Origin of the sequence: Devosia sp. A16 (assembly GCF_001402915.1) — a bacterium.
Classification (GTDB): Bacteria; Pseudomonadota; Alphaproteobacteria; order Rhizobiales; family Devosiaceae; genus Devosia_A.
The window spans coordinates 2,083,442-2,105,646 of sequence record NZ_CP012945.1; the positions used below are offsets into that span (position 1 = coordinate 2,083,442).

A 22,205-nucleotide genomic window follows, 5' to 3' on the forward strand; every position below is an offset into this window, starting at 1 on the left:
CTGAATTCTCACAATTGACCCCGAACGATTTGTGGTTGCGGATCACTTGTTGAGTAACACGGGCTTGCATAGACTATTCGACTGGATCGGTTTGGAGGGAACCATGCTGTCGCGTCGAACTGTCCTGGGTGCTGCACTCGCCTGGTCGGCACTTCCTCGGCTGGCGCATGCCGAACTCTCACCCGATGAGGTGTTGCGGCAGGCGATCGCATTGGAGGCGTCCAATCCGGTGTTCCTGGGTGCCACGCCACTTCCCGAGGACGATGCACGCTGGGCCGAGGCGCGGGCATATCTCGACGCCGCCCCGACCGGGACATTTCCGCATAAGGTCGCGCGCTACTTCGACCAGGCCGTACCGGAGAGCTTCCAGGAGCGCTGGCCGGACGCCTACGCCAACCCGTTGATCGTCTGGTTCTTCCTCGAGACGAGGACCAAGCCGGAGGGCGACCTCACCGCCTGGTGCGCAGCCTTCGTCAGTTGGTGCCTCGAGCGTTCCGGTGTAGCGAGCGCCAGAAGCGCCGCGTCAGCCGCTTACCGCAGCTGGGGAGAGGCCGCCTGGAGCAACGGCGAAGCTCTGCCGGGCAAGGCGCAGCCGGGCGACATCGCAGTGTTCAGGCAATTGTCCGATCCCGCCCACGGCCATGTCGGCTTCTTCATGGGCGTGGATCCGCAATCTGACGGCCGCATCATGGTGCTGGGCGGCAACCAGCGGACCCAGGGCGCAGTGCGCAAGAGTCACGCCGTCACCCATGTCAGCATGCGGACCACCGGCAATCTGGAACTGCACAGCATCCGCACGGCGCCCGGGCTGCGCCCGGCCGCTACATCGTGATCCCGCCATCCACCACGAAATTGGACCCCGTCGCGTAAGCGCTCTCGTCGCTGGCGAGGTACACCAGCAGGTGCGCGATTTCTTCCGGTTGTGCCATGCGGCCCATCGGCTGGCGGGCGATGAAGGTCTTCCATACCTCGTCGTGGTCACCAAGCGCGTGCGCCCGCTCGTGCAGCGACGGCGAGTCGACGCTGCCGGGGCAGATGGTGTTGGCCCGGATGCCATTCTTCATGTAGTCGAACGCCACCGACTTGGTGAAGCCGATCACCGCCGCCTTCGACGACATATAGCTCACCCGGTTTGGCACCCCCTTCATCGAAGAGGCGACCGAAGCGACGTTGATGATGTTGGCGCCGCCCTGCGCGATGAAGGCGGGCAGGAACGCCTGGGTCAGGACGAACATCGGCGTCACGTTGATATCGAAGCTGAGCTGCCACTCCTCCAGCGTCGTCGTCCCCAGCATCCCCTGATGCACCCAGCCGGCGCCGTTATAGAGCACGTTGACGCCCTGGTGCCGGGCGGCCGCTTCGCGCAGCGCCAGATGGTCGGTGACGTCGAGCGCGTAGGTCTCGTGCCCAGCCGAGATTGCCTTCAGCTCCTCGCCCTTGCGAGCGATCCCCTCGGCGTCGCGGTCGGTGGCGATGACCCGTGCCCCCTCACGGGCAAAGGCCGTCGCCGCCGCGCCGCCGATACCCGCGGCCGCCGCCGTCATGAAGATGGTCTTCCCCTCGAGCCGTCCCATTTTCTCCCTTTCCGTCCAGTTGCTTCAGCGACCAAAGCCCTAGCCGCCCGGTCGTTGTTCCATTCCCCCCGTGTGGTACCATACCAGGACTATCGAGGGGACCCGCACTATGGATGACTTGACCTGGGAAGCATTGCTTCCCCCGATCTTTGCGTCTGCCGGCATCGACGCCGGCGGAACACTGGAGATCGCCCCGCTCACCGGCGGGGTTTCATCGGACATTGTGCGGATCCGCCTCCCCGATGGCCGGCAATACTGCGCCAAGCGCGCCTTGGGTAAGCTCAAGGTCGCCACCGACTGGCAGGCGCCGCTCGAGCGCAATCAGTATGAGGTGGCCTGGCTGCGCCGCGCCAATGCCATCATCCCCGGCGCCGCCCCCGAGGTGATCGGCGAGGATCGGGCACACGGCATCGCGCTGCTCGAGTACCTGCCGGCCGAGGACTATGTGCTGTGGAAGGCCGAACTGCTGGCCGGTCGCGCCGATCCGGCGGTACCGGTTGCCGTTGCCGAAGCGCTCGGCCGCATCCATGCCGCAACGCTGAACGATCCCACCGCCGCCGCCGAGTTTCCGACCGACCACCTGATCGACGCCCTGCGGCTCGACCCCTACCTGCGCTTCACCGCCGGCCGCCATCCCGAATTGAGCGCGCAGATTCTCGCCGTGCTCGCGACGACCGCGAACACCCGACTGGCCCTCGTCCACGGCGATGTCAGCCCCAAGAACATCCTGATCTCGAAACGCGACGGCCGCCCGGTGCTGCTCGATGCCGAATGCGCCTGGTATGGCGATCCCGCCTTCGATGCCGCGTTCTGCCTCAATCACCTGGTGCTGAAATCCATCCACCTGCCGGCTCTCGGCGACCGGCTGCTCGATCAGGCGGCGGCTTTCACCACCACTTGGCTCAGGCATTTTCCGGGCGAGCTGCGCGCCGACACCGAGGCGCGAGTCGCCGCCCTGCTGCCCTGCCTGATGCTGGCACGCGTCGACGGCAAATCGCCGGTCGAATACCTGAGCGACGCCAGTCGTCAGCAGGTGCGCGACCGCGCCATCCCGCATATTCGGCAGGCCCCGGCAACCATCGCGGCGCTGCTTGCCGACCTTAGTTCTCATCGAGGTAGATAGCTCGCTATGTCAGGCATCAAGACTGTTCTCGGCCGCCAGGTGTGGGACTCGCGCGGCCGCCCCACCGTCGAAGTCGAGGTCACCCTCGAGAGCGGCGCGACCGGCCGCGCCATCGCGCCTTCGGGCGCCTCCACCGGCAGCCGCGAAGCGCTCGACCGGCGCGATGGCGGCAAGCGGCTGGGCGGCTACGGCGTCAACGGAGCGCTCGCGGCAGTGAACGGCGAGATTGCGGGCCGCTTGCAGGGTCTGGACGCACTCGACCAGGCTGGCGTCGATGCGGCCATGATCGCGTTGGACGGTACGCCGCAGAAGACCCGGCTGGGAGGCAACGCCATCGTCGCCACCTCCTCGGCCGTGGCGTGGGCCGCCGCGGCCGAGCAGCGCATCCCGCTGTGGCGGCACTTGCGGCGGCTCGGCAGGCTCGATCCCGAGACCCAGCATATCCCCGCTCCGATGATCCAGATCTTCGGCGGCGGCCGCCATGCCGGCAATCGCATCGACATCCAGGATTTCCTCATCCTCGCCGTCGGCGCGAAGAGTTTCGCCGCCGCGACCGAGCAGATCGCCGAAGTCTACATGGCGGCCAGCAAGGCGATGGTGCAGCAGGGCAAACTCAACGGCGTCGCCGACGAGGGCGGCGTCTGGCCCGACTTCACCGCCAACGAGGACGGGCTCGAGTTGCTCACCCGCGCCATCGAGAGTGCGGGCCTCAAGCCCGGCACCGATATCGGCATCGCCCTCGACGTCGCCGCCACGTCGTTCTTCGCCGATGGCGCTTATCGCCTGGCGCTCGAGGGACGGCAGCTGTCGACGCTGCAGCTGATCGAACTGCTGCAATCCTGGGTCGCCGCCTACCCCATCGTCTCGCTCGAAGACCCCCTCGCCGAGGATGACGACGCCGGCTTCGCCGAAATCACCCGACGCCTCGGCAAGTCCATCCAAATCGTCGGTGACGATTATCTGACCACCTCGGAGTCCCGTATTGCCCTTGCGGCAGAACAGGGATGCTGCAATTCGGTGTTGCTCAAATCGAATCAGTGCGGCACCCTGACGGAACTGATCGAAGCAAGCACGCGCGCCCGCGCCGCCGGCTGGAATACCATCCAGTCGGGCCGCTCCGGCGAAAGTGAAGATGTGACGCTCAGTCATCTGGCCGTCGGCTTGATGTCTGACCAGATCAAGGTCGGCTCGATGACGCGCTCGGAGCGGACTGCGAAGTGGAATGAAGTGATCCGCATCGAGGATTACTGCGTGACGCCGCGCTACTGGCGTTTCACCATTCCGCGGCTGTAGTCGAATGCAGGGCAGTTTGGGGGAGACAGTTGGGGGACGCAGACAGACTGAGGGGCGCGGGCCGGCCGGTTCGCGTTGAAGATGTAGCACGCGTTGCCGGCGTCTCGCCGATTACCGTTTCGCGTGCCCTGTCCTACCCCGACAAGGTCAAGGAGGAGACGCGGGCCCGGATTCTCGAGGCGGTGGCCCAGACCGGCTACGTGGTCAATCGCTTCGCGTCCTCGCTCCGCTCCGGCCGCTCCAACGTCATCACCGTCTTTGTCTCGAGCCTGCTCAACCCGCATTTCGCCACCTCGGTGCAGGGCATCGTCGATGCGGTCGAGGGCAGCGGCTATCACCTGATGTTCGCGCAGACCGGCTACTCGGAAATGCTCGAGATCGACGTCGTCGAGTCGGTGCTGCCGTTCCGGCCGGCCGGCGTCGTGTTCACCGGGGTGGTGCGGGCCGACAAGACCCGCGAGGCGCTGCAGAAGCTCGGCATCCCGGTGATGGAAATGTGGGGTAACCGCCCCGATCCGATCGACATGCTGGTCGGCTCATCCAGCTACGATGCCGGTCGCCTGATGGGCGAGCATTTCGGGGAACGGGGTTTCCGCCATGTCGCCTATTGCGGCCACACCATCGAGCGGACCGCGCCGCGCATCGAAGGTTTTCGCGCCGGGCTCGCCAAGCACGGGCTCGCTCTCGAACTGATCCACCCGATGGACGGAACGCGCAGCTTCGCCGACGGGGTGGCGGCGCTGGACAGCATCCTCGAGGCCATGCCGGACTGCGACGCCATCTTCTTCGGCACCGACGTGCTGGCGACGGGCGCCATCACCCGGGCGCTGGACCGCGGCGTCGCCGTGCCAGGCCAGGTCGCCATTGCCGGCTACGGCGATCTCGAATTCACCCAGCATGTGCGCCCGTCGCTGACCTCGCTGCAGGTCTCCAGCTACGAGATGGGCCGCGAGGCGGGTCGCATGCTGATCAAGCGGTTGAACGGCGAGCCCATCGCCAACCCGGTCGTGCTGCAGCCGGTCAGCCTCGAGGCCCGCGACAGCACCCGGCGCTGATCCCGTTCGGCCGGCCCGGTGACGCATCCGGACCATTGCAACCCGACAACCCGATCTCTATCATCGCCTCCGGTACGATCCTCCCTCAATCGAAGGAATGCCTGCCCAGTCCGTCGGGATTGGGCTATGGATCGTCGGGACAGCCTGTTGATTTGAGGAGATCACTATGAGTTCGGGTAAAGGCGAGACCAGTACGGGCAAGAAGCTCCGGTCGCGCGCCTGGTTCGATAATCCGGAAAACCCGGACATGACGGCGCTCTATCTCGAGCGCTATCTCAACTACGGCATCTCGCGCGAGGAGCTGCAATCGGGCAAGCCGATCATCGGCATCGCCCAGACCGGGTCCGACATTTCTCCCTGTAACCGCCACCACCTCGAGCTCGCCAAGCGCGTCCGCGAAGGCATCCGCGATGCCGGCGGCATCGTCATGGAGTTCCCGGTCCACCCGATCCAGGAAACCGGCAAGCGTCCGACCGCCGGGCTCGATCGCAACCTCGCCTATCTCAGCCTCGTCGAAGTGCTGTACGGCTACCCGCTCGACGGCGTGGTGCTGACCATCGGCTGCGACAAGACCACTCCGGCCATGCTGATGGGTGCCGCCACCGTCAACATTCCGGCGATCGCGCTCTCGGTCGGCCCGATGCTCAATGGCTGGTTCCGGGGCGAGCGCACCGGCTCGGGCACGATCGTGTGGAAGGCCCGCCAGATGATGGCCGCCGGCGAGATCGGCTACGAGCAGTTCATCGAGCTGGTGGCGTCCTCCGCCCCCTCGACCGGCTACTGCAACACCATGGGCACCGCCTCCACCATGAACTCGCTGGCCGAGTCGCTCGGCATGCAGCTGCCCGGTTCGGCCGCCATCCCGGCGCCTTACCGCGACCGTCAGGAAATGGCCTGGCGCACCGGCAAGCGCATCGTCGAGATGGTGCACGAGGATCTGAAGCCCTCCGACATCCTGACCAAGGACAACTTCATCAACACCATCGTCGTCAACTCGGCGATCGGCGGCTCGACCAACGCCCCCATCCACATCAACGCCATTGCCCGCCATATCGGCGTCGACCTCAACATCGACGATTGGCAGAAGCACGGCCACAAGGTGCCGCTGCTGGTCAACATGCAGCCGGCCGGCGAGTATCTGGGTGAGGACTACTACCACGCCGGCGGCGTGCCGGCCGTGGTCAACGAGCTGATGAAGCAGGGCCTGATCCGCGAGAACGCTCCGACCGTCAACGGCAAGAGCATCGGCGAGAACTGCCGCAACACCCCGATCCAGGACGAGAAGGTCATCCGCCCCTTCACCAACCCGATGAAGGCCGAAGCCGGCTTCCTGGTGCTGCGCGGCAACCTGTTCGACAACGCCATCATGAAGACCTCGGTGATCTCCGAGGAATTCCGCCTGCGCTACCTCAACAACCCCGAGGATCCGGGAGCGTTCGAGGGCAAGGCCGTGGTGTTCGACGGTCCGGAGGACTACCACCACCGCATCGACGATCCCTCGCTGGAGATCGACGAGCACACCCTGCTGTTCATGCGCGGCGCCGGTCCGATCGGCTATCCGGGTGCGGCGGAAGTGGTGAACATGCGTCCGCCTGATTACCTGATCAAGAAGGGCATCACCTCGCTCGCCTGCATCGGCGATGGCCGGCAGTCGGGCACTTCCGGCTCGCCCTCCATCCTCAACGCTTCGCCCGAGGCGGCGGCGGGTGGCAACCTCGCCATCCTCAAGACCGGTGACCGCGTGCGCATCGACCTCAACAAGGGCGAGGCCGACATCCTCATCTCCGCCGAGGAGATCGAGCAGCGTCGCGCCGAACTGCATGCCGCCGGTGGCTACAAGTATCCGGCGCATCAGACCCCCTGGCAGGAAATCCAGCGCGGCATCGTCGACCAGCTGGGCTCCGGCGGTGTGTTGAAGAACGCCGTCAACTACCAGCGCCTCGCCCAGACCGCCGGTCTGCCGCGCGACAATCACTGATCAAAACTTCTGCAAGGGGCCGGTCTTCCGGCCCCTTTCTTCTTGCACCGGCCGTGCCGATGGGCCAACAAGCCGCCGCAATGTTTGACGAACAAGTTCTGGTCGGCGCACTATCGAGGGCGCTTGAGGCGGGTGAGGGCTCGATGTCTGATATTCTGGACTACTGCAAAGGGCGGGAGGCGCAGACCTTCAAGCCGGGGCAGATATTGATCCGTGAGGGCGGCCAGGACGGCAAGCTGTTCGTCCTCATCGACGGCCAGGTCGAAGTGCTCCGCAAGGACACCCAGGTCAGTTACATCGACGAGCCCGGCTCCATCTTCGGCGAAATGGCGGTTCTGCTCGACATGCCCTCGAGCGCCACGGTCAAGGCGCTTTCCATCGTCAAGGCCTACGCCATCGACGACGCCATCAGCTTTCTGGGCGGCAACCCCGAGATCGCGCTCTACGTCGCGACGCTCCTCGCGCGCCGGCTCTATTACACCACATCTTATCTGGTCGATCTGCAGCAGCAGTCCGAAGGCAAGCGCGAGGATCTGGACCTCGTCGACAAGATCCTCGCCCAGCTGGTCGAAAAGCCCGACGAAGCCAAACACGCCAAGCGCACGCGGAAGTAGTCCCGGCTTCTGAGCGAGGAGGCGACGGTGCGTGGGGCTGAAGTGACGTGTCTGTACCGCCCCTACGCCAGCCCCTTGCTCAGCAGCACCGCATAGATGATCGCTGCATAGGTCAGCTGGTGGGTGATCTGGTCGAGTCCGTGCAGGCTCCAGAACCGCCGCGGCTGCGTATCCACGTGCACGCCGCGCGAATAGTGGATCTTGGAGTAATCGAGCAGGTAGTGGACGACGAACTCCGCCAGCACGATAGCAGCCAGCCATGACAACGGCGTGCCGGCGAGCAGCAGCACCAGCGCCGTCAGCGCGGCGTGCACGCCGGCATGGGCATAGCCGCCGGGCTTGCGGAAGTCCCCCTTGCCGCCCAGCATCCATCCCGGCTGCAGGAAATAGTCGGCAATGTAGTGCTTGAGCTCGAGCCCGATGAATAGCAGAAAAAACAGCCCGACCATTCGGTCTTATCCTTAGAGGCGGTGCTGATGAGCGATCCGCGCCGTTTCCATCCGGGTCGGATGCTTGCAAGTCCCGTCGTTTGAGGCAAGCGCAGAGTTTCGTCTTGTGCTAACTTCATCCGGGCGCCGTTCAGCCGGCGTTCATGGGCGGCGTGGCAGCTCTTCCCGCGCCGGACGTCTGTATGACTGGAGGTTTCGATGCTGAAGCTGTTCGCCTCGCTTGTCGTGCTGCTTGCCGGCGTCTCCCCGGCGCTCGCGGCGACCAGCACCGGCATGGCGCTCGGCGTTGATCCGGCCGCCCGCCTCGAGGGCAAACAAGGCACCAAGACGCTGGTGGTCGGTACCGATGTGTTTATCGGCGATCGCGTCGTGACCGATGCCAAGGGTCTTGTGCAGATCCGCTTTTCCGACAAGACCAAGCTGGTGGTCGGACCGGGCTCATCGCTGGTCATCGAGGACTACCTGCTGCGCGACGACGGCTCGGGCGGCAAGTTCGCCATCAACGCCCTAAGCGGCACCTTCCGTTTCGTCACCGGCGGCGCTCCCAAGGATCGCTACCAGATCACCACCCCCACCGGCACCATCGGCGTGCGCGGCACGGCCTTCGACTTCAATGTCCGCCCGGACCACTTCTCGCTGCTCTTGTTCCACGGCGCCGTCCAGATGTGCAACAAGGCCGGCAAGTGCGTCACCGTCGATGACTTCTGCGATGTCGGCATGGCCGACCTCAGCGATGCGAGGCTCTTGGGCAATACCAACAGCTTCGTCGGTGCCGAGCGCACCTCGATGCGCGGCATGTTTCCCTATGCGGTATCGGAATCGGACCTGCTCGGCACCTTCCGTATCGCCCAGGCCCGAGAGTGCCTGAACCGGGCCGTGGTGCCCAACAACCCCGACGCCGGTGGCGGAAACCCGGGCGGTGATGGCCCGCGGCAGCCTCCGCCGAATGGCGGCATCAACGGTCCGGTCACCCACGTTCCGGGCTGACCATGCTGCGGCGCCTGCTGCCGATCCTTGCCGGCCTCGTCGTCGTGTTGTTGCTGACCGGCCTGCGCATCGCCGACCCGTTTCCGGTGCAGGCGCTGCGCGAGATTGCCTTCGATTTCTACCAGCGCCTGCACCCCCGCCCGCAGGCGGACTTCCCGGTCCGCGTCATCGACATCGATGAGGCGGCGCTCGCCGAGTTCGGGCAGTGGCCCTGGCCGCGCGATCGGCTAGCCACCCTCACCGACCGGCTCACCGAACTTGGTGCAGCAGCCATCGGGTTCGACGTGCTGTTCCCCGAAGCCGATCGCATGTCGCCCAGCCGCATCGCCGTGGGGCTTCCCGGCGTCGATGCCGCGACACTGCCCGATTACGACGCGATCTTCGCCGCCGCGCTGTCGCACTCGCCGTCCGTTCTCGGCTTCTCACGCACGCCGAACGGCAAGCCGCTGACCGGGAGCCCGAAAGGCGGTTTCGCCATCTCGGGCCCGGACCCCAGCGAGCGCATCCCGTTCCTCACCGGCACCGCGGCGCCCATCCCCATGCTCCGCGACGCCGCCCCGGGCCTTGCGGCCCTCAGCCTCAATTCCGAGCTCTCGGCCGGCGCGGTGCGCCGCATCCCCATGCTGTGGACCAATGGCAGCCAGCTCTTCCCCACCCTGTCGGTGGAGGCGCTGCGCATCGCCATGGGCATCAGCACCGTCGTGGTCTTCGGCGATACCGCCGCCGAGGGCTATGTCGACAGCCTGCGGCTCGGTGATTTCACCGTGCCGCTGACCTCCGAAGGCGACCTGTGGGTCTATTACAGCCGGCCCGATCCGGCGCTCAGCGTCTCCGCCGCCGACCTGCTCGGGCCCAACTACCGTGCGCTCGGCGATCGCATCGCCGGCAACATCGTGCTGGTGGGCACCTCGGCCTCCGGCCTGCTCGACCTGCACAACACCACGCTGGGCGACAATGTCGCCGGCGTCACCATCCACGCTCAGGCCATCGAGCAGATCCTCTCGGGCACCTATCTCAGCCGCCCGGACTGGGTGGCGGGCCTCGAGATTGTCGGCTTTCTGGCGCTCGGCGCGCTGCTGGTGGTGGTGGTGCTGCTGCTGGGGCCGGTCGCCGGGCTGGCCGCCGGCGCGCTGTCGCTGGTCGCCGCGATCGGTTTCTCGTGGTGGATGTTCATTGCCAACGGCATCATGCTCGATCCGGGATTCCCGCTGATTGCGCTTACGCTGCTCTATCTCGCCCTGGTGTTCTTCCGCTTCCTCACTACCGAGCAGGCCAAAAAGCAGATCCGCCGCGCCTTCGGCTATTACGTCGCGCCTTCGCTGCTGAGCGAGATCGAGAGGAACGGCGACCGGCTGAAGCTTGGCGGTGATGTGCGCCGCATCACCGTGCTGTTCTCCGACATGCGCGGTTTCACTTCGTTGAGCGAAAAGCTCGAGCCGCGGCGCATCCTCACCATCCTCAACACCCTGTTCGGAGCGCTCGGCCACGAGATCATCGGCCGCATGGGCACCATCGACAAATTCATCGGTGACGCCATCATGGCGTTCTGGAATGCCCCGGTCGACGTGCCCGACCATGAACGCAAAGCCTTGCGCGCCGCCCTCGGCATGCGCCAGAAGCTCGCCGAACTGAACCGGCACGACGCCTTCCAGCTCAAGGCCGACAAGGCGGCAGTGGCCGAGCTTGGGATCGGCATCGGCATTTCCACCGGCGAAGCGCTGGTGGGCAATATGGGGCTCGAAACCCGCTTCGATTACTCCGCGCTGGGCGACACGGTGAATGTGGCGAGCCGGGTCGAGAGCGCCTGCAAGGAGGTCGGCTACGACATCCTCGTCGCCGATCCGGTGCGCGTCATCGTGTCCGACTTCGCCTTCCTCGAGGCCGGCGCCCTGGCGCTGAAAGGCAAGGCCGAGCGCGTCGTCATCTACCTGCTGGTCGGCGACGCCGACCTCGCCAGGTCCGGTGCTTTCAGCCTGCTCAAGGCCACCCACGCCGAGGCGCTCGAAGCCCTGCGCACCGGCCGCGACACCCGCGGCGCCATCGCCGAATGCCAGGCGCTGGCCGCCAAGCTCGAGCCGGGCCTCAAGAAGTTCTACGAGCTGTTGCCCGATCGCCGCATGGATTTCGTATCGACGGAGACGGTGGTCCCGATCACTCCGGCGGCTTGAGGCTGCACGTCACCCTTGAAAAGGCCCCCTCACCCGGTCCTTCGGACCGACCTCTCCCCCCAGGGAGAGGTGCGCTGTGGCAGGATCGAGCCTCTGCACCACCTCTCCCTCGGGGGAGAGGTCGCCGCGCAGCGGCGGGTGAGGGGGGCTTTTGTGAGCCCCGCCCAACCGGCTAAGTCAGCACGCCTCACTCCCCCGCATACGCCTCGCGCATTTCCTCGATCTCGCCCAGCGCTTCGTAGAGCGGCCGCCAGTCGTCGCGTTCGGTGATCGGCGCCCACAGCGCCTCCATCTCGTCGATCAGCATGGTCCGCGGCACATCGCGCTTGAAGTATGGGTGATCGAGATTGGCATCCGCTGCCGCCGGATGCGCGGTGAGCAGCCCCGAGAGCGTCTCGAAGGCCGCGCCGCGATAGTGCTCGGCCGCCGGGCTCCGCATCGCCCGCGCGCCGTCGCCGCCGCGCCAGTCGAAGAAGAACTGCTCGAACGGCATCTGCGTTTCGCGCAGGAAGTTGAATACTTCCTGCACCAGCAGGGCGTCCGCTTCCACCCCGAGCGATTCGAGCCCCAGCCGCTCCCGCACCGCCGCCCACACGGAGCGCTGGAACGCCGGCCAGAACCGGTTCAGCGCCGCCTCCAGTTCGGCATGCTCGCCCAGCGGCAACAGCACCTCGGCGAGCCGCGTCAGGTTCCAGGCCAGCGTGTCGGGCTGCTTGCCGAAGGCATAGAGCCCCCACTCGTCGAAATAGGCGGCGGTGAACGCCGGATCGTAGCTGGGCAGGAACCGCCACGGGCCGTAGTCGAAGCTCTCGCCGGTTATGTTGATGTTGTCGGTGTTGAGTACGCCGTGCACGAACCCCGCCGCGATCCAGCGTGCCCCGGTCGCCGCCACGTTCTCGCTGACCGCCCCGAGGAACTTCGCCGCCCGGCTATTGTCGCCCTCGACCCACAGTTCGGGGTAGTAGGCCTTGACCGAATGATCGAGCAGCCGCCTCAGCCGCTCCTCTTCCTTGAGGTAGCTCAGCCGCTGGAACGAGCCGATCCGCGTGTGCCCGTGGCTCAGCCGCACCAGCACCGACGACCGCGTCGGCGAAGGTTCGTCACCCCGCTCCAGTTCCTCGCCGGTCTCGATCAGCGACAGCGATTTCGAGGTGTTTACCTGAAGCGCCTCGAGCATCGCCGTCGCCAGCACCTCGCGCACCCCGCCCTTCAGCGTCAGCCGCCCGTCGCCGGCCCGCGACCACGGCGTCCGCCCCGAGCCCTTGGTGCCCAGGTCCATCAGCCGGCCGTCGTTCAGGTCCTCGAGCTGCGCATAGAGAAAGCCGCGTCCATCGCCGAGGTCGGGGTTATAGGTCTGGAACTGGTGTCCGTGATAGCGCAGCGCCAGCGGCTCCGGGAACGACCCTGGCAGCGGCTCGAACCTGCCGAAATAGTTCACCCACTCGTCGTCGCTGAGCCCGTCGAGCCCCACCGACGCCGCCGCCCGCTGGTTGCGATAGCGGAGGACATGCTGGGGGAACGACGCCGCCCGGACCTTGTCGAAATACCCTTCGCCGAGCTCGGCATGGGTGGTGCGGGGTTTGAACGTCGTCATGGTGGCTCCCACCCCTCATCCGGCGCTACGCGCCACCTTCTCCCCGACGGGGAGAAGAATACGCAGTGGCCCGATCGAGGCACCATTCCTCTCCCCGTCGGGGAGAGGGTGGATCGCGCGAAGCGCGAGACGGGTGAGGGGTTGTGGCACGACGCTCACCGCCGAAACACCCCCACCACCTCGACATGCGTCGAGAACGCAAATTGGTCCACCGGCACCACGCTCTCCAACCGATACCCACCCGCGATAAGGATCGCCGCGTCGCGCGCAAAGGTCTTGGGCTCGCAGGACACCGCGACCACCGTTTCCACCTTCGATCGCGCCAGCTCGCGCGATTGCGCTTCGGCTCCGGCGCGCGGCGGGTCGAACACCACGGCGTCGAACGGGTTCAGTTCGATCGGGGCCAGGGGATCGCGGAACAGGTCGCGGACCTTGGCTTCCACCGGCTTCAATCCCTGCACGTGGTTCACCGCTTTGACCAGCGCCGCGATGCCGGGCCGGTCGCTGTCGGCCGCGAACACGCGGGCGCCCTCAGCCAATCGCAACGCAAACGGCCCGACCCCGGAGAACAGGTCGGCCACCGATTTCACCTTGCCGATGCCGGAGTCGACTCCGTCTTGCACCAGCCGCGCCAGCGTCTCCTCCGCCGCCGCGGTTGCCTGGAGGAAGCTTGCCGGCGGAATCTCCACCACGGCCTTGCCCATCCTGATCGCCGGCGGCCGCGCCATGAACACCGGTTCGCCGTTGAAGGTGAGCCGCGCCAGCTTCTGCGCCCGCGCGAACTCGGCCAGCGCCACCGGCTTCAGCTTCCGCTCCGACCTGATGCTCAGGTCGATGCCGGTATCGCTCAGCGTGAAACTCACATCGCAATCGCCCGCCAGCGGCTGCAAGGCCCGGGCGATCCGGGGTGCGTGCTTCGACAGTGTCGGCACCAGGATCGGGCAGGCGTCGATATCGAGCACCTCGTGGCTTTTGGCCCGCATGTAGCCGGCGCCGGCCTTGCGCACATGCAGCGTCGTGCGCCGCCGCCCTGCCCCGGTCGCGTCGACAAGCGGCGCCACCTCGGCCTCCACCCCGGCGTGCGCCAGTGCCGTGACAACCAGCGAGCGCTTAAACTCGGCATAGGTCGTCCGGTTCATATGCTGCAGCGCACAGCCGCCGCAGGCCCCGAAATACGGGCTGATCGGCTCCGCCCGCTCGGCGCTCGGCTCGATAATCCGCAGCAGCGTGGCGCGCTCGCCCTCGCGCGCGATCTCCACCCGCTCGCCCGGCAGCGTGAACGGCACGAACACCCGCTCGCCGCCGACCTCCGCGATCCCGTCGGCGTGCTGCCCGATGCTGTCGATGAGAACTTCCGTCATGAGGAACGCACTAACAGGCAAGTGCGGCTTTGGCACGCGTTTCCCAACTGATAGAGACGGCCCCCTCCCATCCTCCCCCATAAAGGGGGAGGTGCCGCATCGAGTTTCGGGCACGACCGAGCCACATGCTCGACTCTTCACCTCCCCCTTTATGGGGGAGGCCGGGAGGGGGCCGTCTGCTTCGGTTCCTTAATCGGAGCTCTCAGGCCCCAGTACCTCACCCCGCCGGCTGGCTCACCATCTCCAGGAGGCTTGCGATCGACACGAACGGGATGCCCATCCGCTCGCTCAGCCCCGTGGCGCAGGTCGAGACCGTCGACAGCCCGATCTCGCAGCCCTCGGGGATCTGCGCCTTGGCAAAGCGGGTCGCATGGGCGTTGAGTTCGGGCACGTAGAGCCCCTTGTCGCCGGCATAGCCGCAGCAGGTAATGGCATCGAGCACCACCACCTTCTGAGCGATCACCGCCGCCAGCGCCTCGATGGCGTCCTGTTCCTTCAAGCGCTGCGCCGAGCAGTTGTGATGTACCGCCACGGCCGGCAGCGGCCGCGTGATGGTCAGCCGCGGCAGAATTTCCTTGAGCAGGAACTCCGCCGAATCCATCACCGCCGCCTCACCGGGATGCTCACGCATGTGCTTGGCACAGGTCGAGGCATCGGTCACCACCGGCAGCGTTCCGGCCCGACTCAGACCGTCGAGCTCGCGCCGCGTCGCCCCGCCCACCCGCTCGGCCTCCTCAGGAAATCCCTTGGAGAGGAACGGCTGTCCGCAGCACTGCCCCTCGAGTCTTTCCGGCACCACCGGATCGAACCCGGCCCGCCGCATCAGTTCGATCATCGCCTCGGTGGTCGGCAGCAGTCCGTTCTCGCGCGTCGGGGCCCCGAACATCCGCGTCGCGCAGGAGGGGAAGTACACCACCTGCCCATTTGGCGCGTTGCTCGGCGCCACCGGCTTGGGCGCCCCCGGCCCCGGCCGCAGCGCCGGCGATACCCGCGGCACGGCTTTCGGCGCCAGCGCGTGCATGGCGCCCGCCACCGCGTCGACCACTCCATTGCCGACGATCCGGCGGCCCAGCGCCTGCGCTCCGACGCCCAGCTTCATGCCGGTTTCGAGCGCCGCGGTATGGCCGCCGACCCAGTGCGCCAGGTTGCGATCGCCATCCGAGCGCCGCCGGCCGCGTTCGCCGATCACCATGGTGCCGGTTTCGATGCCCACCGGGCAGCGCAGCGAGCAGAGGTTGCACGCCGCGCAGGTATCGAGCCCCACATACTGGAAGCCCTCGTCCATCGCCTTGAGCCGCTCCGGGTCCTCCCCGGTCTGGCGCAGCCGCGCCCGCTCGCGCGTCACCGCGATGCGCTGGCGCGGGCTGAGCGTCATGTGGTGGCTGGGGCAGGCCGGCTCGCAGAAGCCGCATTCGATGCAGAGGTCGACGATCTCGTCGGCCAGCGGCATCAGCTTGAGGTTCTTGATGTGGATGTCGGGATCGGGGTTGAGCAGCACCCCCGGGTTGAGCAACCCTTCCGGATCGAACAGGCGCTTGATCTCATGCATGATGAGATAGGCCTTGCTGCCCCACTCCGCCTCGACGAACGGCGCGATGGCGCGTCCGGTGCCATGCTCGGCCTTGAGCGAGCCGCCATAGCGGACCGACACCAGCTCCGACAGCTCCTTGGAAAAATGATCGAACTTCGCCGCGGCCTGCGGGTCCATGAAGTTGTCGCTCATCTGGAAGTGCAGGTTTCCGGCCAGCGCGTGGCCGAAAATGATGGCGTCCTCGTAGCCGCAATCGTCGAGGAGCTTGCGCATGTCGATGACGAAATCGGCCAACCGGTCGATGGGCGCCGCCACGTCCTCGGTCAGCATCGAGGTGCCTTTGGGGCGCGCCGCGCCGCCGGTGGCGAAAAAGCCTTTCCGTACGTCCCACAGCCCGTGCGAAATCGCCTCATCGGCCGAGAAGGTGATGTCCGTCGCCCCTTCCGAAGCGAGGATCGCCGAGGCCTTGGCCGTCTCCGCCTCGAGCGTCGCCTGGTCTGGCGCCGTCACGTCGATCAGGATCACCGGCGAGGTCTCGGTGAAGAACTTCACATAGGGCTGGATCGCCGGCAGGTGCTCGACCGTCTGCAGCGCCCGCCGCTCGATATACTCGGCCGCCGTGACGCCGGTCGTCACCTGCACGCCGCCATTGGCGAGCTTCGAGATTGCCCTTGCGCAAGAATAGGGGTCGGGGAACGGGATCAGCCCGGTCACCTTGTAGGGGTGCTCGGGAATGGTGTTGTACGTCACCTCGGACACGAAGCCGAGCGTGCCTTCCGAGCCGACGATCAGGTGGATCAGGATGTCGATCGGATCGTGGAAATCGACCAGCGCATTGATCGAATAGCCGACGGTGTTCTTGATCCGGTACTTCTTGCGGATCAGTTCGACCAGCTCGGGGTCGGCCGACACCTTCTTGTGCAGCGCCACCAGCTCGGCGAGGAGGTGCGCATGCGACACCCGGAACGCCGCCACCGACTCGGGATCGCCCGAATCGAGCACCGTGCCGTCCACCAGCATCACCCGCAACCGGTGCATCGTGTGGTAGGTGTTGTAGGCGACGCCGCAGCACATGCCCGACGAGTTGTTGTTCACCACCCCGCCGATCTTGCAGGTGGCCTGGCTCGCCGGATCCGGACCGAGTTTGGCGCCGAACGGCTTCAGCGCCTTGTTGGCATTGGCGACGATCACTGCCGGCCCCAGCGTCACCCGCTGGCCGGCCTCGTGGATCTCGAGCTTCTTCCAGCCATCGCCGAGCACCGCAAGCACCCCATCGGTGATCGCCTGGCCCGAGAGCGAAGTGCCGGCCGCCCGGAAGGTCAGCGGCAGCCTTTCGGCGCGCGCCGCGTCGATCACCGCGCGCACTTCGGCTTCGCTGTTGACGATCACCACCACCGCCGGGATCAGCCGGTAGGAACTGGCATCGCCCGAATAGGCATAGGTCATCACCGGGTCGGTCATGATCCGGTCCTTGCGGATCAGATCCTTGAGCCGCGCCACCACCCCTTGCGTCGCCGCAGCCCGGTCCACCCCGATCGGGGCCATCTCGTTCACGTCACTATCCGCCCTTTAGGCCCGGAACGAGAAATCTCGCAGCCGGGCAAGATGTTTGACTGGCATGTTAGAGCCATTCGCAGTTGGGCGGTAGTGAGGCATTGGTCGTGGACGGATCAGCCGGCGAGGTCGAGCTTGTCCAACGGCGGGCCCGGGAAAGTGGAGTATCCGGTGATCACGCCGCCGCCCAGCAGCTCGTCGACTGCCCGCGCCGCCTGGTCGATGGCCGAGTGCGCATAGGCATAGGCCCCCGAATCGGAGTTGGCGATGGCGATGCGGCCCCAGCCCTGACGGGCCGTCTCGACCGGCAGCGGCCCATCCGGCCAGAAGGCATCCCACGGCCGCATATATTCGAGCGCATAACCGTGGCTCCAGCGGTTGCAGGTGATCGCCTCGATGTCGCGCGCCGCGTCGAACCCGGTGCCTGCCAGCGCCCGGCTCAGCATGTCGCGGATATGCCGCTCCATGTCCTCGAAGCTGATCGTCGTCAGCAACTGCCGGCCGGCCTGCGCCTGCTCGCGCGCCGACATCCCGGTTTCGCCCGTCACGACCACTTTGCTCAGGTGCAGGACGATCGGATCGTCGGGCGTATCGGCAAATTTGTAATCGCCGATCGACACCGGGAAATCCATCGAGGCGCCGTCGAAGAACAGCCCCGGCGCGTCGAAGCCGGAAATGCCGGCCTCCTTGAACGCCCGCCAATTGTTGAGCAGCACGTTGGTGTAGATCAGCGGCACCTTGATCTGGTCGTTGAGTGCGGTGACCTGATCGGGGGAAATCTCGTCGGTGAGATAGGGGATCACCCGGTGCCAGCAGGCCAGCACCACCTGTTTGGCGCTCACCGTCTTGAGCTTGCCGCCTTCGACATAGCTCACGGTGACGCTCTCGACCGACGCCGGGTCGCCGTCATGCGCCACCTTCACCACGCTGGCATTGAGCCGCAGCCGCGTATCATTGGCCGCGTCGTCGAGCGCCGTGTAGTCGAGCTTGCCGCCGACCAGTTCTTCCATGCTCGAGCCGGCCAGCGCCGCTGGAATGAGCTTCCGCACCAGTGCCCGCGCTACCCCGGCATTGCCGTCGGGGAAATGATAGATGTAGGGGTCCGGGTCGGTCAGCGCGAGCCGCCCTGATGGACTCATCGTCTTGTACGGCCGCTCGCCCAGGTCCATGCCGCCAAAGCCGGGGTTCCAGTTGCCCCAGGCATCGAGCGCCGTGGTGCCCTCGATGCCGATACCGAAATAGGCGGCAGTCGATTCCTTGAAATAGGTGACGAGCTGCGGATCATAGCCGCAGATCTCGGTTAGGAAATCGGCGTAGGTCGTCTCGCTCAACTGCTTGAGCTTCTCCTCGCGCGTCTTGCCCGCGAGATAATCCCGGGGCGCGTCGATCAGCTCGATCAGGTCGGCCTTCGCCTTGTCGTTGAGCGGCGTCAACGGCACCCAGTCGGCGGCGGCCTCGGCCTCGGGCACGAACTTGTCGACGCCGAACACTTCCCTGGCGAAAAACACCGCACTGCCGAGGCCGCGCGCGTCCTCCCAGTCCTTGTCGTAATAGCTGTCGAACTTCTCCAGTTCGATCCCGACATCCTTCAGCAGCCCGTGCACCGCTTCCGAGAAATAGCTCGGGGTCTGCAGCGACTGGCTGCCGCCATAGCCGATCACCGTGCGCCCGGCCGAAGTCACATATTCGTTGCGCCGCGCGTGACCGCCGAAATCGTCGTTGTTCTCGACGATCAGCACCTTGCCCGGTTGGTGCTTCTGGTAGAAGTGCGCCGCCGCGAGCCCGGAAATACCGCCGCCCACCACCACGAGGTCGTAGCTTTCACCGGTCGGCTCCGGAGTGCCGGCGCTCGACCAGAAGCTGCCATCGCGCAACGCGTGCCCGACGTTCATCGCGCCATCGGCATGGCCGCGCAGGTTCTTCAAGGCCGGCGGATAGCTCTCGGTCAGCGCCGCCTGCGCTGCGCCGGTGCCGAGGCCGAGCTGCGAGACCGCAACCCCGCCGATGGTCAGTGCCACGCCATTGAGAAAATCGCGCCGGCTGATCGCCCGGTCCATGCCGAGCTGCCGGTCCCGCTGAGACCAATCCGTCATGATGAAAAACTCCCGCCTGTCCGGAAACATCCGGCCAGACGGGAGCGCTTGTCAATCGATCGGCGGCTTCGCCGACGGTCTAGCCGAGGTCGACTTCCGTCGTATCCTCCTGATCGCCGGCACGGATCTCCTGCACGGCGCGGCGCAGGATCTCGGCCACCCGGCGATCCTCGTCGGGGTCACGTCGGATCGCTTCCTTGATCGCCTTTTTGAGCGCCTTGCGGGCTTCGTTCACTTCCAGCGCCACGTCGTCGAGATCACGGTCGGGCCGGCTGTGGTAGCGCTCGTGGTCGTGGTGTTCATGGTGTTCGTGGTGTTCCGTCCGCTCCGGGCGTTCGGAATGATCCGAGCCCGGCGCAGGGCCGCCGCGATCGCCGAACCAGCCACGCCGGCCAAATTCCCGCCCCATGCCGCGAAATCGCTCGCGGAACTGCTCCGCCTCCCCGGGCGTGAACGGAAAGTCCTGGCTCGCCATCCGCTCCCTGAGGTGCTCCATGCCGGAGCCGGCCTTGGCGAGGAAATCGAGCGTCGACTGAATCGCCTCGCGATTGTCGTTGAGATGCGCCCGGCCTTCCTCGGTGATGGTATAGAGCTTCTTGTTGCCCTCGGCGGCCGAGGTCACGTAGCCCGCCTCCTCGAGATAGGTCAGCGCCGGATAGACGATACCCGGGCTCGGCGAATAGAAGCCATGCGAGTGCTCCTCGATCGCCTTGATCAGGTCGTAGCCGTGCCGCGGCTGCTGCTCGATCAGGAACAGCGCCACCAGCCGCAGGTCGCCCGAGGCGAGCATCCGCCCGATCCGGAAGTTACCCCCGAAGCCGCCCCAGTCGCCGGGGTTGATGTTGGCGTCGAAGTTGCCGAACTTGCGAAACCCGCGCCGCGCCATGGCTTCCATGCGCCGCCAGTTCCGGTCCCACCTGTGGTCGTGATCATGCATATCACATCTCCAAGATATATCTTACGATAGCCGGAAGATATGCCTCGGCCACGGGAGCTTCAAGATAGCTCGCAAGATATATCTTAAGTCAACGTGCTGACGGATAGACGCGGGGCAGCCCCAACCTTGTGGCTAGCTGATCGCCTTCACATAGCGCTCCGCCGAAGCCCGCACCCTTGCCTTGGCGTCGTGCGTCATCACCCGGTCCCACCAGCCGGCATAGATCCGGTCATAGGCGAACGGTTCGACCGTGCCGACGATGCGGTTGACCTCGCGCGCCGACAGCGGGATCAGGTTGGGGTAGGAGTACATGAAGCTCACCCAGCGGGTGTCGGGCACCACCATGATGGTGTCGCCCGTCATCAGCACGCCCTTGCCGTCTTCGCCGCTCCAATGCAGTGCGGTCGAGCCGACGAAGTGCCCGCCGCTTCGCACCAGCGTCACACCCTGGCCCAGCTCCAGCGTCTCGCCCTGCCAGTGGCTGACGCGCTCGGAGGGCCGCATCACATATTGCCGGTTGGCCTCGTGGAGGTGGATCGGCACGCCGCCCAGCGCCTCGGACCAATCGACCATCGAGGAATAGAAATGCGGGTGCGAGATCGCCATCGCCCGCACCCCGCCCAGCTCCTTGATCCGGGCGACCGCCTCATCGGTGACCAGCGGCGTGCAATCCCACAGGATCCCGCCGCCCGGCTGGCGGATCAGCAGCATGCGTTGCCCGATGGCGATCGACGGCGTCGCCCCGATCCCCACCAGCCCCGGTTCCTGTTCCTTGAACTCGATCGTGTGCCCAGCCTGGAGCTCCGCCAGCGTCGTCCAGCGCTGCCCGGCGGCAGTCACATACTGCCGCTCGTCATCGCAGATGGCGCAGCGCTCCGGCGGGTGCTCGGACGGCGCATGGCCCACGCCACAGGTGACGCAGATGAAGGATTGCATCGGAACTCTCCGGTCGTTGTGGTGCTGCCGGAGTGATTGATAGCGGAGTCGGACGGTCTTGGGCACCCGACTGATAGAGACGGCCCCTCCCGGCCTCCTCCATAAAGGGGGAGGTGAAGAGTCGAGGCTCTGTCTGCGATCGTGCCAAACGCACCGGCGGAGCACCTCCCCCTTTATGGGGGAGGATGGGAGGGGGCCGTCTGCCGGCAGTCAGCACCTGGCTACTGCGCCACCAGCCCCTTCCACACCTCAAGTTCGTCCAGCGTCTCGCCGGCGCCGGCCAGCGCGAACTGGTAGATGTCGAAGCTGCCGACCATCACCCCGTAATAGCCCGGCCGCTCGCGCGCCTCGTGCTTGAGCCTGAGGATCAGGTCGCGGTCGCAGGCGGAGAGATCGGCCCTGAGGTTGGCGTCGCGCGCCTGGCGCACGGCGAAATCGAACGGCTCCCAGCCCCAGATGTCGCACTTCCAGGGGTTTCCGGCATAATCCTTGAACTCGATGCCCCAGTAGAGCCCGGCGCCGAGCGGATGCGGCTCGACATAGTCGTTGAGGAAGCTGGCCTTGTGCAGCTGCAATCCCGCCCGGTCGAACTGGATGGCGATGTCGGCGGCAAGCCCCGCCCACTCGGCCCAGCGTTCCGCCTCGCACGGCATATGAATGTCGATGTCGCGCCACACCATCAGGTCGTAGCCGGCGCTGCCGGTGACCACCGCCTCGCCGAAGCGGGCGTTGAGCAGGTCGAGCAGGCCGGTTTCGACCAATACGGTGCGGGCTTCCTCGCGCAGTTCCGCAGCGAGGTGCCGCCTCTCTTCCGCGTCCTGAAGAGCTGCGTCCATTCCACTTACCCCATGGCGAGGTCTTTCGATCTCGCGTGCATAAAGACCTGAATATGGGGCATTCCCAGACCCCGGAATCAAAAGCCCGGCTCGTGAGCCGGGCTGAACTCTAGTCGCGCTCG

General features: G+C 66.2%; 17 protein-coding genes. 8 read left to right on the forward strand and 9 right to left on the reverse strand.

Annotation, left to right across the window (positions count from 1 at the left end; all coding sequences use genetic code 11):
• Positions 1–103 precede the first annotated feature (103 nt).
• The gene (locus APS40_RS10140) at positions 104–832 is read left to right on the forward strand and encodes a CHAP domain-containing protein (RefSeq protein WP_055046931.1); all 729 of its coding nucleotides are present in this window, start codon (positions 104–106) and stop codon (positions 830–832) included.
• Here APS40_RS10140 and APS40_RS10145 read toward each other — a convergent pair.
• Complete coding sequence (locus tag APS40_RS10145; RefSeq protein WP_055046932.1) at positions 822–1,574, reverse strand: SDR family oxidoreductase; 753 nt, start codon at positions 1,572–1,574, stop codon at positions 822–824. The two genes, APS40_RS10140 and APS40_RS10145, sit on opposite strands and share 11 nt — an antisense overlap.
• Before the next feature lie 109 nt (positions 1,575–1,683).
• Between APS40_RS10145 and APS40_RS10150 the strand changes: the two genes are divergently transcribed.
• The 5 genes from APS40_RS10150 to APS40_RS10170 all read left to right on the forward strand — a co-directional run bounded on the left by APS40_RS10150 (position 1,684) and on the right by APS40_RS10170 (position 7,637).
• Entirely contained in the window at positions 1,684–2,697 is a 1,014-nt protein-coding gene (locus APS40_RS10150) for a phosphotransferase family protein (protein WP_055046933.1), read from the forward strand.
• A 6-nt stretch (positions 2,698–2,703) separates the two neighbouring features.
• Positions 2,704–3,990, forward strand: coding sequence for a phosphopyruvate hydratase (gene eno / locus APS40_RS10155; RefSeq protein WP_055046934.1), 1,287 nt, complete (start codon positions 2,704–2,706; stop codon positions 3,988–3,990).
• Between the two features lie 29 nt (positions 3,991–4,019).
• Complete coding sequence (locus APS40_RS10160; RefSeq protein ID WP_082434320.1) at positions 4,020–5,045, forward strand: LacI family DNA-binding transcriptional regulator; 1,026 nt, start codon at positions 4,020–4,022, stop codon at positions 5,043–5,045.
• A gap of 166 nt (positions 5,046–5,211) precedes the next feature.
• Complete coding sequence (locus APS40_RS10165; RefSeq protein WP_055046936.1) at positions 5,212–7,023, forward strand: IlvD/Edd family dehydratase; 1,812 nt, start codon at positions 5,212–5,214, stop codon at positions 7,021–7,023.
• A gap of 143 nt (positions 7,024–7,166) precedes the next feature.
• Entirely contained in the window at positions 7,167–7,637 is a 471-nt protein-coding gene (locus APS40_RS10170; protein WP_055046937.1) for a Crp/Fnr family transcriptional regulator, read from the forward strand.
• 62 nt (positions 7,638–7,699) lie between these two features.
• On the opposite strand, the gene APS40_RS10175 is transcribed toward APS40_RS10170, so the two are convergent.
• Complete coding sequence (locus APS40_RS10175) at positions 7,700–8,086, reverse strand: DUF3307 domain-containing protein (RefSeq protein ID WP_055046938.1); 387 nt, start codon at positions 8,084–8,086, stop codon at positions 7,700–7,702.
• A 198-nt stretch (positions 8,087–8,284) separates the two neighbouring features.
• Between APS40_RS10175 and APS40_RS10180 the strand changes: the two genes are divergently transcribed.
• Both APS40_RS10180 and APS40_RS10185 read left to right on the forward strand, forming a co-directional pair.
• The gene (locus tag APS40_RS10180) at positions 8,285–9,073 is read left to right on the forward strand and encodes a FecR family protein (RefSeq protein WP_055046939.1); all 789 of its coding nucleotides are present in this window, start codon (positions 8,285–8,287) and stop codon (positions 9,071–9,073) included.
• 2 nt (positions 9,074–9,075) lie between these two features.
• Complete coding sequence (locus tag APS40_RS10185; RefSeq protein WP_055046940.1) at positions 9,076–11,241, forward strand: CHASE2 domain-containing protein; 2,166 nt, start codon at positions 9,076–9,078, stop codon at positions 11,239–11,241.
• 187 nt (positions 11,242–11,428) lie between these two features.
• Here APS40_RS10185 and APS40_RS10190 read toward each other — a convergent pair whose 3' ends face one another.
• The 7 genes from APS40_RS10190 to APS40_RS10220 form a co-directional block, all read right to left on the reverse strand.
• Entirely contained in the window at positions 11,429–12,835 is a 1,407-nt protein-coding gene (locus APS40_RS10190; protein ID WP_055046941.1) for a protein adenylyltransferase SelO family protein, read from the reverse strand.
• 155 nt (positions 12,836–12,990) lie between these two features.
• A complete protein-coding gene (locus tag APS40_RS10195) occupies positions 12,991–14,196 on the reverse strand; it encodes a class I SAM-dependent RNA methyltransferase (RefSeq protein WP_055046942.1) in 1,206 nt (401 codons plus the stop codon).
• Positions 14,197–14,413: 217 nt separating this feature from the next.
• On the reverse strand, positions 14,414–17,272 hold the full coding sequence (locus tag APS40_RS10200) for an FAD-binding and (Fe-S)-binding domain-containing protein (RefSeq protein ID WP_236884271.1): 2,859 nt from the start codon (positions 17,270–17,272) through the stop codon (positions 14,414–14,416).
• Positions 17,273–17,397: 125 nt separating this feature from the next.
• Positions 17,398–19,374 (reverse strand): NAD(P)-binding protein, encoded by a 1,977-nt coding sequence (locus APS40_RS10205; RefSeq protein ID WP_055049622.1) that lies wholly within the window; start codon positions 19,372–19,374, stop codon positions 17,398–17,400.
• Between the two features lie 79 nt (positions 19,375–19,453).
• Entirely contained in the window at positions 19,454–20,311 is an 858-nt protein-coding gene (locus tag APS40_RS25600) for a PadR family transcriptional regulator (RefSeq protein WP_082434322.1), read from the reverse strand.
• 132 nt (positions 20,312–20,443) lie between these two features.
• Positions 20,444–21,247: a hypothetical protein gene (locus tag APS40_RS10215; protein ID WP_055046945.1), complete on the reverse strand. Its 804-nt coding sequence runs from the start codon at positions 21,245–21,247 to the stop codon at positions 20,444–20,446.
• Positions 21,248–21,468: 221 nt separating this feature from the next.
• Positions 21,469–22,083, reverse strand: coding sequence for a hypothetical protein (locus APS40_RS10220; RefSeq protein WP_055046946.1), 615 nt, complete (start codon positions 22,081–22,083; stop codon positions 21,469–21,471).
• Between the last annotated feature and the right edge of the window lie 122 nt (positions 22,084–22,205).